Below are 18,415 nucleotides of genomic sequence, written 5' to 3'. Positions count from 1 at the left end.
GCTCAGCCGGACGCCGCCGGGGTGCCGGTCAGGCCCGCCACGAAGGTCTGCAGCGCGGCGGTCCGGGCCGCGGCGGCGGCGCTGCGGGCCGCCTCCGCGGCCTCCCCGCCGCTCACCGGCTGCTGGCCGTCCACCGACTGCTGGCCGCCCGCCAGGGGCCGGCCGCCCGCCGACTGCCGGCCCTCCGGCCGCTGCGCGTCGTCCGGGGCCGCCGCGGCCTCCACCGGCGCGTGGTGGCGCAGGACCAGTTCGCGGCTGCGGTCGGCGCGGGCGGTGACCAGGTAGTCCCACTCCTGGCCGGACCCCGGTTTCCCGGCCAGCCTGACGGTGACCTCGCTCGGCCGGTTGCCCGGCCCCAGGTAGGTGTCCTCCTCGATCCTCCTGATCCGGTTCGCCGGGTCGTCGTCGAGGTCGAACTTCCGGTGCAGCGGCAGGCCGGGGCCCTCGCCGCTGACGGTCAGGTGCAGCCGCTCGGGGCCGGGCGCCCCGGCCGGGAGCAGCGGCGCGACGGCGTCGGCGGCGGTGGCCATCGCGGCGGTGACCAGTTCGCTGGCCGGGCCCGTGTCGGTCCACCCGCTGCGGTGCACCTCGTGCGGCTCGTGCACGGGCCAGTCGTCCCGCGCCCCGGCCACCAGGTCGTCCAGGGTGACCGGCGCCCCGGCGCCCTTCCGCGCCGCGTACTCGACCACCTTGCGCACCTCCCCCGCCTCCAGCAGGTCCTTGCCGGGCGCGTGGAGCAGCCTCCCGAGCAGGTCGGAGGTGCCGGACGTGGTGCCGCCGCCCAGCTCGACCAGCCGGTGGGCCGCCTTGATGCGGGCGACGCCGGCGTCGGTGCTCGCGGTGAACTCCCCGTTGGCGAACGCCCGCCCGAGCCGCACGGTGCCCATCAGCTGCTCGTACCGGGCCGGGGTGGGGTCGGCCGCGGACGGGACGGACGGGACGCCACCGGTCGGCGGCTCGCCCTCGTCCGGCGTCAGCGCCCGCTCGACCTCGGCGAGCCGCCAGGCCCCCTCGGCGAAGCGCGTCTCGCCGCCCTGCTGCTCCGGGGTGAACGCCAGGTAGTGGTCGCCCGGCACCTCCTTCGCCGTGGTCTCCGCGGTGGGGATCTCGACGGTGAAGGGCACGACGCCCTTCTCGGTGACCCGTTCCCTGTCCCCGTTGAAGAACGTCACCTCGACCTCGGCGTGGCCGGTGTAACGCGCCATGTCGTCGGAGTACTTGGCGTTGGAGATCACCTGGCCCGCATCGCCGTGCCCGTCGCCGTCCCGCCAGAACCTGGTCGCCCCGCCGACGAGCGAGGGGCTGTTGGAGGTCGGGTCCCCGGTGATCCTGGCACCGACCTGGCCCTGGGCCCCCGCGTTGTTCGCCGAGAAGTCGTACCGCACGCCGCCGGAGGAGAGCGTGTTGGCCGGGGCCACGTCGGCCTTGTCGCTCGACCGGCTCTCCAGGGAGACGACCTTCACCCCGATCTCCACCCCCTTCCCGCCGCCGAACAGGACCTTGTCGGACGGGACCGTGGCCGCCACCTCCGCGCCCTGGGTCGCGCTGCCGAACAGCGCCGAGAGGTGGCTGTGCGTGGTGATCTTCCCGACCTCGGGTGCCATCTTCTGCCAGGCCGACGCGCCGAAGTACTGCGGTCCGCGCAACCGCACCAGGTCCTGGACGCCGCCGACGTCGCCGAGCCAGCGCAGGATGTCGGTGTCGCGCAGGCCGGTCCGCCAGATCCGCTCCGGCGGGACCCGGACGGTCTCCGGCGCGGGCGGCTGGAGCGAGACGGTCTCCGGCTGCCCGTCAGCGGGGGTCGCGTCCGTCGCCTCGGTGGGCTCCGTCGCCTTGGTCGGCTCGGTCGCCTCGGTCGCCTCGGTCGGCTCGGTCGCGGGCCGCTGCCGGTCGACGGCCGGTCCCTCGGCCGCCCCGGTTCCGGGCCGCCCACCGGTGGCGGTGGCGTCGGCGGGCTCCGGCGTGACCGGCACGGTCTCACCGGACTCGACGATGGTCTCGTAGCCGATCACCGCGGTGCGCTGCTGGTGGACCTGGGTACCGCCCCACGGCTTGCGGACGATCGTGAACTGGAGTTCCGCCTCGCCCCGGTAGGCGCTGCCGTCCGTCTTGGTCTTGGTGGCCGCACCGGCCGCGGTGCTCCGGGTCCGGGTGTCCACCTGCTGGTGGCCGTGCCCTCCGGTGCCGATCACGCCGCCCGTCACCGAGACGGCCGGTGCCTGCGGCAGCGGGACGGAGGCCACCGCCCCGAGCACGCCCTGGTGGGTGGTGCCGGTGCCCTCGGTGGTGGCGAAGTTCCGCTGCACGTCGGTCCCGGCGTTGAACTCGGTGGTGCCCGAGTCGCCCAGGTGCTCCAACCCGTCGCGGAGGACGGCGCGGACCCGGACGGTGGTCCGCCCCGACCGCACCACGATCTCGTCACCGGCCGTCATGGCCTTGAGCCTGGACTGGAGCTTGTCCGGGGTGAGTTCCGCTTCCAGCTCGCGGCGGACGCCCGCCCAGTCGCTGCCGAACGGGTTGCGCTCCAGTCCGGACCTCCCCGGCCGCCCGAGCCGGGGCAGCCGCAGGCAGCCGGGCCTCCAGCCCGACTCCACCTGGGACAGGATCGACTCGCCGAGGGACCGACCGGGGCCCGGCTCCGTCCCGCCGGAGCCCTTCGCGGCGCCGTTCGCGGCGCCGTCCACGGTGTGGACGTCGGTGACGACCGCCGACGAGTCCAGCCGCCTGTGCTCCACGAAGCTCTTCGGCTGCTTCGTCGTGACCCGCGGGGCCCGGCCCTCCACCGGCTCGGCGTCGCGCTCCGGAACGGCCACCCGCGCCACCGTGTCCACCTGCCGGGTGACGGTCCCCTGGTCCACGCCCAGCTGCGTGAACCTGACCTCGACGTCGTAGGCCGCGTCGACGTCGAAGAACACGGCCTTCTCGACGTGCTTGCCGCGGTTCGAGACCGAACCGATCGTCTCCGTCACCTGGCCGTAGGTGCGCTCCACCCGGTACCCGTAGCCGGTCGGGACGCTGACGAACGGCGCCCTGACGTTGGCCCGGCCGCCGCCGGTCAGCCGGTCGCGAGCGTCGTGCAGGTTGCCCTGGCCGCTCGACGTCCGGGTGCCCGACTCGAACTCGTACTTGTCCGCCTGGGAGTGGTACGTGGACTCGCCCAGCCGGGCCCGGACGGTGATCTCGGCCGACCAGGTCCTGCCGGAGACGGTCTGGGTGATCTTCCCGCCGCGGGTGAGCTGGGAGAGCTGGGTCTTGAGCGCGACCCGGTCGAAGCTCGCGTCGATCCGCTGCTGCACCTCGTCCGACAGCCCGTCGTGCTTCGAGCGCAGCACGTCCTCCACCTCCGAACGGACCTTGTCGGCACCGCTCAGGCTGTGCACCACGTAGGACGCGTTCAGCTCCTGCTGCACGCGCATCCGGCTCGGTGCACGGTGGGTCGGGACCGGCTTCGGCGCGGCGCCGTCGGTCGTGCCCGGCTTCGGCGCGGTGCCGGTGCCGGTGGTCGGGTCCGCCGCGGGACGCTTGAAGTCGATCACGCCGTCCTCGGTGCGGGGCGCCCGGACCTTGACGGTGTCCCGGGCGTCCATGCCCACCTCGGCACGGACCGGCACCGACGCGACGGGCCGACCGCCGCTCACCTCGCCGGGGCGTCCGATGTGGACGTCCACCACCAGTTCGGTGCCGTAGATGACCTGCGGCGCGCTGTACTTGCCGCTGGCGTACACCCGGTCGGCCTGCCGCCCCTGCCCGCCGGAGCGCCGGCGCTGCTCGGCGGACGCGTTGGCGGTCAGGTCCAGGCCCGGCGCGCCCTTGACCGGCGTGCCGCCGACGTAGCCCTGCTCGGCGGTGGTGCGCGCCCCCAGCCGGCGGTCCAGGCGGAACGAACCGGTCTCGTTCACCGTGTTGAGTTCGGCCTTCCCGTCCTCCCGGCGGTAGGTCATCGTCTCGACCCTGGCGACGGCGGTGACGACCAGCGAGTCCTTGCCCGGAACCTTGATCTCCAGGGGCTCACCGCGGGTCATCCCGGTCAGCCGGGCGGACAGGTTCGGCAGGCTGAACCCGCGCATGACCTGGTCTCGGACGCCGTCCCAGTCCTTGCCGAACTTCGCCCGCCCGGCGGTGTCCACCGCCGCGCGCAGCGCCTTCGTGCTCTCCAGGTCGCGGACGACGACGGTCTCGCCCAGGCCGCCCCTGTCGTCGCCGCCGCGCCAGACGCTGGCGGGCGGGCTGACGACCTCGTGCAGCTGCGGCTCGGCGGAACCTTCCGCCTTCGGGGCGGTCCCCTCGGGTCCGGGAGCCGTCCCGTCCTTCGGCGCCGTTCCGTCCTTCGGCGCAGTCGTGGCCGGATCGGGCTTCGTCGGATCGGGTGACGTGTCCGCGCGGTCGACCAGCAGCCGGACGTCCGCCGTGCCCGCACCGCTCGCGACGGCCTTGCCGTTGAACGACAGGTCGAAGTGGACAGGGGCATCGTAGACGACGCCGGGCACCTTGGACTTGCTGGTCAGCTGCGAGGTCCTGGCCTCGCCGGTGATCGAGACGGTGTCGCGGCCGAGTCGTCCGGCGACGCCCGGCGGAGTGACCAGGGCGGCGTCAGGCTTGACCACGGACGAGAACCCCAGCTGGGCCGCGTGACCGCTGTTAGAGGACGTGCTGCGCACCTGCTGCACGCTGGTGCCGATGTTGAACTCGGACTCCTTGGTGGTGCCGACCTGCGTCAACTCGCCGACCCGCGCGGTGATCTCGACCGTACCGAGCGGGTTCCCGCGCCGGTCGGTCAGCGTGACGGAGACCGGCTCACCCGCCGTCATGCTCTTCAGGTCGCGCTGGAGACGGGCGAGGTCGACCTCGGCGAGGACCTTGTCGCGCATGGCGGGCCAGTCGTCGCCGAACTCCGCCCTGGCCGCGTCCTCCGCCCTGTCGAGCAGTGCCTCCACCGGCGGACGGTCGTGCGACGCGCCGCGCGGCGCGAGGTCGAGCACGATCTCCTGACCGCCGACCCGGCCGTCCCGCAGCCGCTGCGGAGGGATCCGCTGCTCGCTGCTGGGCGTGATCGCCGGACGCTGCGGGACCGCGACCGTCAGGCCGAGGTCCACCGTCTCGGTGCGCCCGCCGGACGCGTTGCCCACCGGAGTGCCGTGGTGGCTCAGGCCGTTGAAGTCGAGTTCCAGTCGCATCGTCGACCGGAACAGGTCGGCTTCCTCGTTGGTCTTCGACCGTGCCACCGTGCCGCCGAGGTCCATGGAGACCTCGGCCTGACCGCGGTCGTGGTAGTAGGCGACGAGTTCCTGCGGCTCACCGATGCCGCGCGCCTGCCTGGTCTGGGCACCGATGTTGAACTGCCAGCCCGCGTCCCGGTTGGTGCCGATCGCCACGGTGCGGTCGGCGCCGTCCTCGAACTCGATCTTCTTCCGGCCCACGTGCGTCGACTCGGTGACCCGGCCGCGCAGTGTGACGCTGCCGCTCCAGCCGTTGCCCTCGAACGAGGCCGTCCACTCCTCGCCCCGCGAGAGCGCACCGAGCATCGGACGCAGCGTCGCCGGGCCGAAGTTCGCGTCCGCGAACGCCCGGGCCGCCGCCCGGTCACCCGGTACGGCCCGCGCCAGCACGTCGATGACCTTCTTCCGGACGGCCGTCTCGTGCTCGGTCAGCCCGACCACCAGGTCCGTCCCGGCAATCGGCCGGGGCGCCCCGTCCCCCGCGCTCGCCGCCGGCACCTCGGGAGCCGCCGGCGGCGGGACCTCCTTCTCCGCCTCAGCGACGAGCGGCTTCGGCTGTTCCTGAGGGGGTTGCTGCTCCCGCTGCTCCTTCGCCTCCGGCGCGGGCTGCTGTTCTGGCTTCGGCTCGGGCTTCGGCTCCGATGCGGGCTGCTGTTCTGGCTTCAGCTCCGGCTTCAGCTCGGGCTGTTGCTCCGACGCAGGCTTCAGCTCCGGCTTCAGCTCCGGCTTCAGCTCCGGCTTCAGCTCCGGCTTCTGCTCCGACGCGGGCTTCGGCTCGGGCGTGGTCGTGGGCGTGGTCGCCGGTTCCTCGGCGGGCGGTACGCGGGTGTTGTCCGGGGACGACGGCGGGACGCTGCCGTCGTAGTGGTCGCCCTGCCGGTACACCGTCACCTGTCGGCCGTCCCGGGGGCCGAAGACCGCCAGGGTGACACCGTCGTGGTCGAGGACGCGCAGCCGGAGGTCGAGGGCGTGGGCCGCCGCGGCGGGCAGCATCTCGCCCGCGTCGGTCCGCCAACGGGACTCCCAGCCCCGGACGGTGTCGAGCAGCGCCTGACGCTCGTGCGGGAACGGGGGCGGGGCGTTCTCGGTGAGGTGGTGGCCGACGATCTCCCGCAGGTCGGCGATCGGCAGCCCCCGGAACCCGTCGCGGTCGGCGACGGGGAGGTACTCGAGCAGCTGCTGCTCGGTCGCCTCGCCCCGGGCGACGAAGTCGTGGCGGTAGTTGGTGACGACCTCGGTCGGCCACTGCTCGGGGGCCAGTGTGTCGAAGTGGTCCTCGACCACTGCCCGGAGCCGCTGGGCCGCACCGCTCTTGCCCGCCGCTTCGGGAAGGCCGACGGCGAGCGAGTGCAACAGGCAGAGGCCGTCCGCCGAGACCCTCACCAGCGGCCCGGCCGGCGGGAACACCGTGGTGTCGAGCGGCGGTTCGGCCCGCTGCGCGGGCGGCTCGATGACGTCCTCGGGCTTCACCTCGGCGGTGCCCTCGGCCTCGGACTTCACCCCGGGCTTCGCCTCTGGCTTCACCTCGGCCTCGGACTTCACCCCGGGCTTCGCCTCTGGCTTCACCTCAGCCTTGACCTCGACGGTGTCCTCGACCGCGTCCTTGGCCTGCGCCGTCTCGGGGGACGGCGACCGCTGCCCGCGGACCGGCCCGAACTGGGAGCCGAGTTCCGGCGGGGCCGAGGCCGCCCGGGGGCGGGTCGTGGTGCCGCCGGGCTGCTCGCCGCCGTTGGTGGTGCCGCCGGGCTGCTCGCCGCCGTTGGTGGTGCCGCCGACGGCGCGGCTGCCGCCGTTGCCGCCGAGCGGGCCGCCGTCGGTGGGGGCGGCGGGCTGCGGGCCGGAGCCGTCGTCCTCCGGGCGGGGCCCCTGGTGCGGCTCCTCCAGCCGGAGTTCGCGCACCGGACCGCCTTCCCCGGTGCCGGGGTAGCGGTTCACCTCGTTCCCGCCCCGGGTGATCACCACGTCGCGGTCGAGGTTCTTCGCCAGCGCCGTGAGGTAGGCGTCACGGAACTCGCCGGGCGTGTCCAGGCCCGTGCTCCCCGGCTTCGCCAGGTTCTTGATCACCTGGTCGAGGGCCTGCTTGTCCAGACCGGCGAGCGGGCCCTGCCGGTTGACGCCGATCCAGGTGATCAAGTGCTTGCCGAAGGCGTCGGCGTCCTCGGGCGTGCGGCGGTCGTGCAGTTCCAGCACGCTCCGACGGATGCTCGCCTCGTCGTGTCCGGCCAGCGGGGCGGAGAGGGTCGGCGCCTCGTTGCCCCGGAAGTGGCTCATGTACTCCTCGGCCTGCTGGGCCTTGGACACCTTCGGCGGGTTGGCCCCGGTGCCGGTGCCCGGCGTGCCGGTGTTCGCGTCGCCGCGGCCCCCCAGCCTGTCCTGTCGGCGGGCCTTGCTCTCCTGCTGGCGCTGCCGCTTCTCCTTGGCCTGGTGCTGCCGCTTCTCCTTCTCGTCCTGGCGTTGCTGCGCCTGCGCATCCTCCTCCCGTTGGTACTCCGCGTCCAACTCGGCCTTACGCACCCGGAGTTGCTCGTTGCGCTCGGTGACCTCGCGCTCCTTGGCGCGGCGCTCCTCCAGCATCGTGCGGGCCTGCTCGGCGCGCTGCTCGGCGGCGGCCACCCGGTTCCGGTGGTCGGGGCCGGGGGCGGGGTCCTGCTGGAGGCGCTGGACCTCGGCCTCGGTCCGGCGGACGAACTCCTCGGTGTGGTGGACGGACTTCTGGGCGGCGCGGACGGCACGGCCGTAGTGGCGCAGCCTGTCGTCGAGCCTCGTCCTGGTCTCGGGCTTGTCCTGGTCCTTGTTGCCCTCGCGCACCCCGTCGTCGACCTTGTCGGAGTGGCGGGCGGCGGCGAACGCGAGCGGGTCGAGGGTGCCGTCGCCGTGGTAGCGGCCGTCGCCGTCCGGGTTGTGGACCGTGATCGGGCGGAACGGCGGGCGGCTCTCGCCACCGGGAACGGCCGCCGGGCCGGGACGTCCGTCGATCGGGAGCCCGGAGCCGAACTTGGCCTCGGGGCGGTAGAGCTGGGAGACCAGGCCGCCGAGTTGCCTCTCGGCGGCTTCGACCCTTTCCCTCGCGTCCTTCTCGTCGGCGGTGCCGCGGGCGGTGTCGAGCGCGTTCCTGGCCTCCGTCAGTTCCCGGTTGAGCCCGACCGCGTGCTCCCTGGCCTGCGGACCGGCCCGGTGCACCTCCTGGACGACCGACAGGGCCAGGCCCTCGATGACGTCCTTGCCGTGGAAGACCTCCCGGTCGAAGGTGACGCGCTGCCGCCCGCCGCCGGCCGGGTAGGTGTGTTCCCACTTGCTCTTGCTGCCGGTGGTGGTGGAGCCCTGGACGTACTCGGTGGTGCGGACGACCTGCCCGTCCGGCTTGAACTCCCGCATGGCCTGGCGATCCAGCGGTTCGAGCTGGTCGTGCAGGGACACCCAGCCGTCGTAGTGCTGCAGGATCTCGGGGCCGAACACCATCGTGGTGGGGCCGTAGCGGGTGACCATCTTGGCGTCGCCGACCTCCATCCGGAAGAAGGCGAAGTCGTCGTTGCCGAGGTTGCCGGTGTTCTTGTCGCTGCTCTTCCCGGAGGCCATGAACTTGGCGTCGCGCCGCTTCAGGTCGCCCTGGGAGGAGAGCAGGCCGGAGTTCGCGATGGCGTGGTAGGCCGGTGTGGAGTGCTTGAGCCGGTAGGGCAGGTCCTGGAGGGAGTCGTAGAGCTCCTTCAGCTCGGGGTCGGCCCTCAGGTGCGGGTCGACCTGGGCGTGCAGGTCGCCGAGGTTGCGCTCCGACAGGGCGCGGACGAAGTCGGTCCGCTTCTCGGGGGAGAGGGTCGACAGGTCCTCGGGGAGGTTCGCCAGGTCCTCGGGGGTGAGCCTCTTCGCGTCCTCGGGCTTCGGGGTGTTCGGGCTCTCGGCCCCGGGGGCCTGCGGGTCGTCCGTCCTGGGGGCCCCGGCGCCGTTCCTGATCTCGTTCCGGACGGTCCCCCACTGCGTGCCGGTGGGCACGTCGGCGTACGCCTGGTCGCGGCGGAACCCGCGGACCCTGTTCTGGAGCAGGTCCATCAGGTCCGGGCGGAGCGCCAGCGGGGTGCGGCTGCCCCCGCCGGCGGGGTGCGGCTCGGACAGGGTCCTGGAGAGGCCGGTCAGCGGACCGTACTCGTTGCGCAGCTGGTAGAGGCCGCCGTGGTCGGCGGCGCCCGTGACCCGGCCCTTGAGCAGGCGTTCCAGCTCCTCGCCGCGCCGCACCGTCTCCTCCTCGTAGGCGCGCCGCGCCTCGGGGGTCGGGTGGGTCTCCTCGAAGCGCCGGGGATCGGTCATCAGCTGGAGCCGCTCGCGCAGTTCGTCGCCCCGGCCGACGATCTCGTCGCCGGTGGACAGCAGGTGCTTGGCCGGGTCGCCCTGGCCGTTGCCCGCCCGGGCCTGCTCGTCCAGCCACTGCGCCCGCTCCAGCACCTTGGTGGCGGTCTGCGGGTAGTCCCTGCGGATCAGCGTGTCGGCGAACTGGTGGAGTTCGGACTGCGACAGGTGGTCGACGTCGATCACGACGTCGCCCGCGGGCTTCTTGGCGAGGGCGAAGCCCTCGCCCATCCACGTCAGGAACCCGGTCGGATCGGCCGGTCCCTCGGACCTGACCCAGTTCTTCCGGGTCTCGTCCCACTTCAGCTTGACCGAGCCGTCGGCGGACGAGGCGGCCTCGTTGTCGTACTGCTGGAGGAGCTCGGCCTCGTCCCGGGGCGGGTTGCTGCTGCCGCCCTCCTGCCCGCCGGGATCGGTCACCGTGCCGAAGCCGTCGTCCGGACGGGGCTGCTCCTCGGGGCGGCCGAAGCCGGAGTAGGTCTGCATGAACTCCTGGTCGTGCGGCCCGGAGATGGTGTTCTCGTGCGGGTCGGCGACGGAGGCCCACACCGTCCAGTCGGAGCGGAAGTTCTCCGGCAGCCCGCCGGTCGCGGGGGTCACCGTTCGGTCCGACAGGTCGGCCCAGCGCAGTTGGCCGTCCTGGTCGTGGACCAGCGCGACCACGTGGCCGGTGCCCTCCCTGCCCGCGCCGAGCACGGTGGCGAAGCTGCCCGGCCCGCCGTCCCGCACCGTCTCCATCAGCTTCGGGATCGCGGCGGCGCCCTCGCCGAACAGCGCCGGACCGTCGTGCCGCTTCCACAGCGTGCTGCCCGGGTTCTGTTCCACGTCCCCGTGCAGCGTCTGCCCGGCGACCCGGGGACGGCCGAAGTGGGTGTCCCGGTACGCCTCCACGTTCTCCATGCAGGCGTTCAGGTCGTCGCCGACCCGGAAGCCCTCGCCGGGATGGACGGGCGCGGCGTGCGGGTTCACCTTCCCGAGCAGTTCGGGGCTCACCGGCGGGTGCGCCTTCGCCTCGCCGCCGAGGTGGCTCACCAGGTCCTGCGTCAGCGGGTCGTGGGCGCCGACGGCCCGGAAGCCGCGGTCCTGCATGACCGCGTCGCTGTTCTCGTACGACGGCGTCCGGCGCCGCTTCGGCTCGTGCTCGGAGACGGGCTGGTCGTCCTCGTCCTCGTCCCGTCCGCGCTTGCGGCTGTTCGACGGGGCGGGGTGCGACGGCGCGGTGTCGCCGTCCGCGTTCCGCCGGTCCGGGACGGCCCGGGCGTCCCGGGTGTCCCGGGCGGGCGCGGTGGCGTCCGCCGGACGGGGCTGCTGGTGTTCGGGCGCACCGGTGCCGTGCGCGGTGGGCGCCGGGGCCGCCGGGGCCGCCGGGTGCGGCGCGGGCGCCGCGTGCGACGTGGGCGCCGCGTGCGACGTGGGCGCCGGGCGCGACGGGAGCGAGCCGAAGTCCCGGGCGCCGGTCCCCGACCGGCTGCCCTCGGCGGGGTGCGGCACGGACGTGGTGTCGTCGCCGGACCGGACCGCCTCCGGTCGCGGGGGGACAGGCCCCGGGGTGTCGGCGTGCCGGTCGGCGGCGGAGCCGGACTGCTCGGCCTCCTGGGACTGCCGGGCGGTGCTCTCGTGCACCATCACGTCGATCCAGGCCGTCTTGCGGAACTCCGACAGCAGGGTCTCGGGGGTCCGGTTCGGGTAGGCCGCCAGCGCCTGCTCCGCCAACTGCCGGATGGGGGCTTCGCTGGCATTAAGGAGCTGCTGGTTCTCCGCGTCCATCCTCCGCAGCTCGGCTGCGGTGGTCGCGACGTCCTGCATGGTCTTGCCGGGCTTCTGGAGCTCGGCGACCAGGCGCTCCTGGGCTTCGAGCCGCCCGCTCATGTCGTTGACGAACCTCTTCAGCGTCTGGACGGAGGGGTCCCGCGGGTCCAGCCCCTTGGTGAGGAGGTGCGCCGCGTCCTGGAACTGTCCGAGCTGTTGCTTCGCCCTGGCGTGGTACGGGTCGACCGTCATCTTGACCAGGTTCTCCGGGGTCTGCGTGGTGACCTCGAAGGGGATGGTCGACTGCTTGGAGAGCTCCGGGCGACGGTGCGGGTCCAGGATGTTCGTGTGCGTCTCCTGGCTGACCAGCTCCCAGCCGTGCCCGTTGTAGCGCAGCATGTTGGTCGCCGCCGGCGTGTAGCCCGGCGGCAGGGGCGCCGCGTAGTCGTGCAACCCCGCCCACTGGGTGACCGTCTTCCCGAGCCGGAACTCGGCGCCGGCCTGCAGGTTCTCCGCGGCGGAGTACGACTGGTAGTGCCACGCCGTGAACGTGTCCTCGCCGGGCTTGACGGTGGCCACGAGCGCGCAGCCGTTCATCGCGTCGGTGAACACCAGCCCCTCGCGCGGGAGGTCCGGGTGCGGACGCAGCGGGACCTCGGCATGGCCGATGGTGTGGTCGGGGCCGGGGAGCAGGCTGGCCTCGTAGGGGACGTACGCGCCCTTCACGTAGTGGCTGTCGTCCTTCGGCGGCGGCAGCTGGGCCCCGACCGGCTTGGGGAACTCGCTGAGCCCGGAGAAGCTCTCGGGGTGCTGGTCGAAGTGCGCCGCGTACTTCTCCCACGCGGGCACCAGGTGGTAGGAGGGCTTGCCGTCACGGCCGGGGACCGGGTCCGGCTCCATCGCGAACCAGTGCTTGTCGCTGCTCTTGATCGCGTTGAGGAACGCGATGTCCTGCCCGGGCCTCAACCCGGGCATCCGCTGCTTCACGCCTTCGGCGAAGTCCACCGAGAGCAGGTTGTCCGCCAGGAACGCCGCCGGGTCGTGCATGATCGCGTGCTCCGGCGTGCCCACCGGCGGCAACGGCTCCGGCTCGACGTGCGGCACGACCTCCTCGTGGCCCGACGGCCGGTCGGTGCCGCCCGCTTCCTCGTGACTCGACGGCCGGTCGGTGCCGTCCCCGCGGCCCTCGCCGGGACGGATGCCGCTGCCACCGGGCTCGGTGCGGACCGGACCGGTCACCGGACCCGTCCGGTGACCGTCCTGTCGCGGAACGGCCCCGAAGCCCGCCGGACGGCCGGGCGCACCGGCACCCCCGCGAGCGGCACCGCCCGCGCCACCGGCCGTCGCACCGGGCAGGTACCCGCCACCCGCCATCGGGGGCGGCGTGACGGTCGACGACGACGTGACGTCCGGAACCGCGTCCGGAACCACCTGCCCGGGCACCTGCTCCGGCCCGGCCGGACGCACCGGCGCGGGGGCGGACGCCCCCCGGCTGCCACCGTCCAGGTGGGTGCCACCGCCACCGGCCAGGCTCGCGGCGCCGCCGAGCACGCCGGACAGGTTCGGCACCGCGGACTGCTGCGCCGCCGTGGAGCCGACAGGCTGCGACTGCGACTGCGACTGCGCCGCAGGCTCCTGGTGCGGGGCGGGGGTTCCGTGCGGCTGGGCCGCGGTGTGCTCGGCGGGCGGAGCCGCCGTCTCGTGCGACTCGGCCACGGGCTCGTGGTGCGGGGCGGGCGCGCCGTGCGACTGGGCGGCGGTGTGCTCGGCGGGCGGAGCCGCCGTCTCGTGCGGTTGGGCGGCAGTGTGCTCGGCGGGCGGAGCCACCGTCTCGTGCGGCTGCGGCGCAGGCGACTCGTGGCGCGGAGTCGGCGACTCGTGCAACTGCGGCGCAGGGGTCTCGTGGTGCGGAGCCGGGGTCTCGTGCGGCTGCGGCGCAGACGACTCGTGGTGCGACACCGGGGTCTCGTGCGGCTGCGGCGCAGGCGACTCGTGATGCGACACCGGGGTCTCGTGCGGCTGCGGCGCAGGCGACTCGTGCAACTGCGGCGCAGGCGACTCGTGGTGCGGAGCCGGGGTCTCGTGCGGCTGGTCCGCCACCGGCTCCGGACGCGGCGTCACGCTCTCGTGCGGCTGCAGAACCTGCTCGTGGTGCGGCGCCAGGGTCTCGTGGGGCTGTGCGGCGACGTGGTCGGCAGGCGGTGCGGCCGTCTCGTGCGGCTGAACCGCAACGGGCTCCACCCGAGGTGCGGGCGTCTCGTGGGGCTGTGCGGCGACGTGCTCGGCAGGCGGTGCGGCCGTCTCGTGCGGCTGAACCGTCGTCGTCTCGTGCGGCTGGACCGTCGTCGTCTCGGGGTGCGGCGTCACCGGTTCGGCCTTCGGGGCGGTCGCCTGCGGCTCGGTGTGCGGTGCCGTCCGGTCCTGGATGTTCGCGGAGGCTTGCTCGTGCGGGGCGGGGGCGGGTGCGTCCGTCCCGCGCGTGGTGGCGGAAGTCTGCTCGTGCGGGGTGGGGGCGGGCGTGTCCGGGCTGCTGTGGCCGGAGCCGAACGGTGCCAGGCCGTTGACCTTCGACCCGCCCGTGGCGCCCGTGGCGCCCGTCCCGGAGGAGTGGCCGGTGGAGGCGCCCGCGGCCGTCCCGAGTCCGGGGCCGGAAGCCGTGCCGCTCTCGCCCCGGGTGCCCGAGCCCGTGCCCGGGTCGGCGCCGGTACCGGTGGTCTCGGTGATCCCGCCGCGGCTGCTGCTGCCTCCGGTGGAGGAGGACGTCCCGGTCGGACCGTGGTAGGCGCTGTCGCCGGAGGAGGAGGTGGACTTGGTGAAGACGGGCGGACCGTCGTGCCCGGCACCGCTGCCGCTGCCGCCGCCGGGGAGGTCGAGCTTCGGGACCGCGGCGGGCGGCGGGGCGCCGTGGCTCTTGAGCGCCGAGGCTCCGGCGTGCAGGCCCGCGCCCGCGCCGCCGGACAGGCCGGAGCCGAGCAGGGAGCCGCCGTCGACCTGGCCGGTGGTGATGAGCTGGGTCGAGACGTCCGCGCCGACGCCGACCACCGCGCCCGTGCCCATCTTCCCGACGGTCGAGTTGAGCGCGCTCTCGGCGCCCACCTTCTTGCCCGCCGCACCGATGCCCTTGCCGATCAGGTGGGCGGAGGCGCCGCCGACCGCGCCGCCGAGGGCGTTCTGGCCGAGTTCCTTCATGTCGATGCTCTTGCGGTGGCCCTCGGCCACCTCGATGCCCTGGGCGAGCAGGTTGATCGCGCCCATCTGGGCGGCCTGCTTGGCCGCCATTTCGAGCGTCTCCTTGAGCAGCTTCTTCAACAGCTGCGAGACGACCGTCCGGCTGGCCGCGATCATCACCGGCACCTGGAGCAGCGAGGCGCCCGCGGTGAACGGCGCCTCGGCTTCGGCCGTAGCCAACTCGAAGGCGAGGATGCCGAGTTGGGCGATGATCTGGATCTTCGCGGTCTCCGCGGAGTTGGCCATCTGCTCCAGCATGTCCCCCATGCCGTTGAGCGAGTTGACCGTGCCGGTCAGCCGACCGGGCTTCTCCGGGGTGCCCCCGCCGACCGTATACCCCTCCCAGTACTTGCCGAGGGCCTCGGCGGCCTTGCCCTTCTGGCCGTCCAGGGCGCGCTTCATGGTCGAATCGGCGCTCTGCGTGGCGTCCTTGAGCTCCTCGGCCGCCTTGCGGCAGCGTTCGGCCATGTCGCGGAGCTGGTCCTCGTCCGCTTCGGGCCAGCGGGTTCCGGCGAGCAGCAGCAGGACCCACTGGAGCGGCTCCGGGAGTTCGACAGCCATGGGTCAGTGCCTTCCGCTCTGGATGGGCCGCGTGCTGATGATGGGGGTGACGGGGGTCGACGGGAGCGACGGCGCGGCGGGCAGTTGCGCGGTGCTCTCCAGGCCGCTGAGTTCGTTGACGACGTTCTCGTCCGCGTTCTGGTAGCCCGCGGCCATCGCCTTCAGGCCGTCGGCGATGTTCTTCAGCTCGTCGGGCAGGGCCTTGAGGACGGTCAGGGTGGAGTGGCTGTACTGCAGGTAGCCCTCGCTGCCCTCGGCGAACTTCTTGCCCGAGTCGTCGTTGCCCCAGGGGTTCTGGGCCTCCATCGAGGACATGAAGGCGGTCAGCGACCGGCTGAGCTCGGCGACCTGCTCGTAGGCGGCGAGCATCGGCGACACCGCCGCCCGGTACTGCTCGGGGTCCACCTGGAAGCCCGTCCCGGCACCGCCCGCGTCGTCGCCCCGCTTCTTCACGGCCGCGGTCCGCTCGGCGGCGGGGGACGCCGGTACGCCCTGCTGCACCGGCCGACCCACGACGTGCGCGGGCTGGACCGGGACCGGCGCATCCTGCGCCACCTGCATCGGCCGACCCACCACGTGCGTCGGCTCGCCCGAAACCGGCGCATCCTCCGCCCGCAGGAACGGCTGCAGCGGTTCGGCCGGGGTCGCCCGCAGGAGCGGCTCCGCCGGAACACTGTCGGGCATGACCGTACCGATCCGGAACGGAATGGGCTCGGCGAGCTGCTCGGGCACCGCCCGGTCGGCGAGGACCGGCTCGGCGAGCTGCTGAGGCACCAGCCGGTCGGCGAGGACCGGCTCGGCGAGCTGCTCGGACACCGCCCGGTCGGCGAGGACCGGCTCGGCAGGCGTCTCGGCCTCGACGTACCGGCGGGCCTGCTCGTCGTTGCTCATGGGGGATTCCTTCGTCAGGGCGGGCGACGGCGGCGCGCGGTCAGTCGGCGGCGGGGGCGGCCAGCCGGGAGAGGGCGGCGCGCAGGAACGGGCTGGGGACCTGGTAGCCGCCCTCCTCGCGGAGCGGGGCCCGCTGCGCGGTGGCCGCCGCCTCCCCGGCGGGTGCGGTCGCGGCGGGGGCGGCCGCGGGCGCGTCGGGGTGGCCGCGGCGGGCGGCGGCGCTGCGGGCACGTTCCAGGTAGGCGTCGTCCGCGCCGCCGGAGGTGTCCGCCGTCGTGGCGGAGGTCTCCACCGCCGTCACGGGGGTCTCCTGGCGCGCCGTCGTCGGATCGGCGGTAGCAACGGTGGCTGCGGCGCTCCGGTCGTCGGTCGCGCCGTCGGTGTCCGACCCGCCGTCGGTGCCCGCCCCGCCGTCCGCGGTCGCGCCGCCGCCGAGCAGGACGCCCGCGAGCTGGTTGAGCACCTCGCTCTCGCTGGTGGGTGCGGCCGCGACGGGGGTCGCTTCGGGTTCGGGCGTGGTGAAGGTGCCGTCGGCGCGGGCGTCGTCGAGCCAGCGGCGGCGGGCCCGGTGCCAGTGGCGGTCGCGCGGGCCGACCTCGCCGGCCTGGCCCAGGATGCCCGCGTCGCCGTGCAGTTCCTCGTCCTCCTCGCCCTCGCTGCCGAAGCGGGTGGGGCTGACGAAGCGGTTGCCGTGCTTGTCGCCCTTGCCGCCTCCGCCGCGTCCGGCACCGCCGGCGCCGGGCATGTGGCCCGCACCGGCGGCTCCGGTGGCGCCGGTGCGCCCGGCGGTGGCGCCGCCCGCGCCGGTCCCGGCACCGGCCCCGGACCGGCCGACCGTGGAGCCCGCTCCGGCACCGGACATGACGGAACCCGCTCCTGCACCGCCGCTGCGTCCGGCCAGGGCGCTGCCCGCTCCGCCGCCGAGGCCGCCCGCGCCGCCGCCCAGCCCGCGGGCGGACCCGCCGCCGAGGCCGAACGGGCTGCTGCCCCCGCCGAACGGGGCGAGCCCGGAGCGGGCACCGCCCGAACTGCCGAGCGCGCTGCCCGAACTGCCGAGCGTGCTGAGGGTGCTGCCCAAGGTGCTGCCGAGGTTCCCGAGCGGGCTGCCGCCGAAGCTGCCCGGGCCGCCGCTGCCGGGGCCGGTGCTGAAGGACGGGCTCGGGGTGTAGCTGCTCCCGGGTCCGCCGGTGTTGATGTCGCCGAGGTCGCCGAGCCCGGCCAGGCCGAGTGAACCGCTGCCGGAGGAGAGCGGCTTGAACACCGGGGTGCCGGTGCTGCCTCCGGTGTCGGTGCCGAAGTCGGGCAGGTTGGGGGCGGGCAGGCTGAAGGGCGCCAGGCCCGAGCCGCCGGTCGACCCGAAGGTGCTGCCCGAGCCGGAGAAGTCCCCGGAGCCGCCGTACGCCCCGGCCCCGCCGCTGCCGTCCAGACCGGGCAGTGAGAAGCCGGCCCCCGCGGCCCCGCTCCCGCCGCCCGCACCGCCGTACGCCCCGCCCGCGCCGCCGTACGCCCCGCCCGCGCCGCCGTACGCCCCGCCCGCGCCGCTGCCGTCCAGGCCCGGCAGCGAGAAACCTGCCCCCGCGGCCCCGCTCCCGCCGCCCGCACCGCCGTACGCCCCGCCCGCACCGCTGCCGTCCAGACCGGGCAGCGAGAAACCGGACGGGTCACCGACGCCGCCGGGCAGGCCGCTGTCCGCGCCCGTGCCGAACAGTCCGCCGGGCAGGTTGGCGCCGACCCGGCCGCTCATGGTGCCGATGCCGCCCGGGCCGCCCGCCGCGCCCGCGCCACCGGCTCCACCGGCGCCCGAACCACCGCCGGCAGCGCTGCCGTTGAGGGCACAGGTCTGGCCCATGCCGGTCATGTCGGCGATGCGGTCGGCGTTCGTCCGGAGCGTGGCGTCCACGTTGCCGCTGACGTGGTTGACGTACTGGTGGTACAGGCTGACGGCCTCCTTGACGCCCTCGGACTTCGCGATGTCGTCGTGCTTCCCGGCCGGGTGGGCGGCGATGTAGTCCTTGGCGTACTGGAGTTCGCGGATCATCTCGGTCTTGGCGTCGCCCACCGCCTGGGCGGCGCCCTGCATCGACTTCGCCATGGCGTGTCCCGACTGCAGGGTGGTGCTGACGTGCGAGCCCTCTCCTCCGGCGAACTTCTTGAGGTACTGGGCGAAGCTGTCGGCGGCGGGCCCGGACATGCTCGCCATGGCCCGGTTGGCGGCCTCGACGATCGCCACGACGTGGCTGTCGGCCACCTCGTTCCACTTGGTCCAGGCGGCGGCGAGCTCGGCGAGCAGGTCCTCGTTGCCGTCGGGGAAGAGGATGTCGGCGCCTTGCTCGTTGCTCTGGAGGGTCTTGAGTACCTCGGCGAGGTCGGCGGGCAGCTCGATCATGGCAGCGGGTCTCCGGAGGAGTGCGGTCGGGGTCGGAAGGGGCCCG

The 18,415-nt window shown here is 74.3% G+C and carries 3 protein-coding genes; all 3 read right to left on the bottom strand.

The annotated features are described in order from the left end of the window. Positions 1–2 precede the first annotated feature (2 nt). Genes QSK52_RS00390 through QSK52_RS00380 form a run of 3 tightly spaced genes read right to left on the bottom strand, consistent with a single transcriptional unit; the run spans position 3 to position 18,369 of the window. Positions 3–15,092, bottom strand: coding sequence for a toxin glutamine deamidase domain-containing protein (locus QSK52_RS00390; protein ID WP_285732164.1), 15,090 nt, complete (start codon positions 15,090–15,092; stop codon positions 3–5). A 3-nt stretch (positions 15,093–15,095) separates the two neighbouring features. Further along, complete coding sequence (locus QSK52_RS00385) at positions 15,096–15,983, bottom strand: hypothetical protein (RefSeq protein WP_285732161.1); 888 nt, start codon at positions 15,981–15,983, stop codon at positions 15,096–15,098. A 40-nt stretch (positions 15,984–16,023) separates the two neighbouring features. Then, positions 16,024–18,369, bottom strand: a complete 2,346-nt coding sequence (locus QSK52_RS00380; protein WP_285732159.1) for a hypothetical protein — start codon at positions 18,367–18,369, stop codon at positions 16,024–16,026. Positions 18,370–18,415 lie beyond the last annotated feature (46 nt).

The sequence above is a fragment of the Kitasatospora phosalacinea genome, assembly GCF_030268885.1.
In the GTDB taxonomy this organism is placed as follows: Bacteria; Actinomycetota; Actinomycetes; order Streptomycetales; family Streptomycetaceae; genus Kitasatospora; species Kitasatospora phosalacinea_C.
The sequence above is the reverse complement of the archived record's forward strand: the minus strand, read 5'-3'. Positions and strand labels throughout refer to the sequence as shown.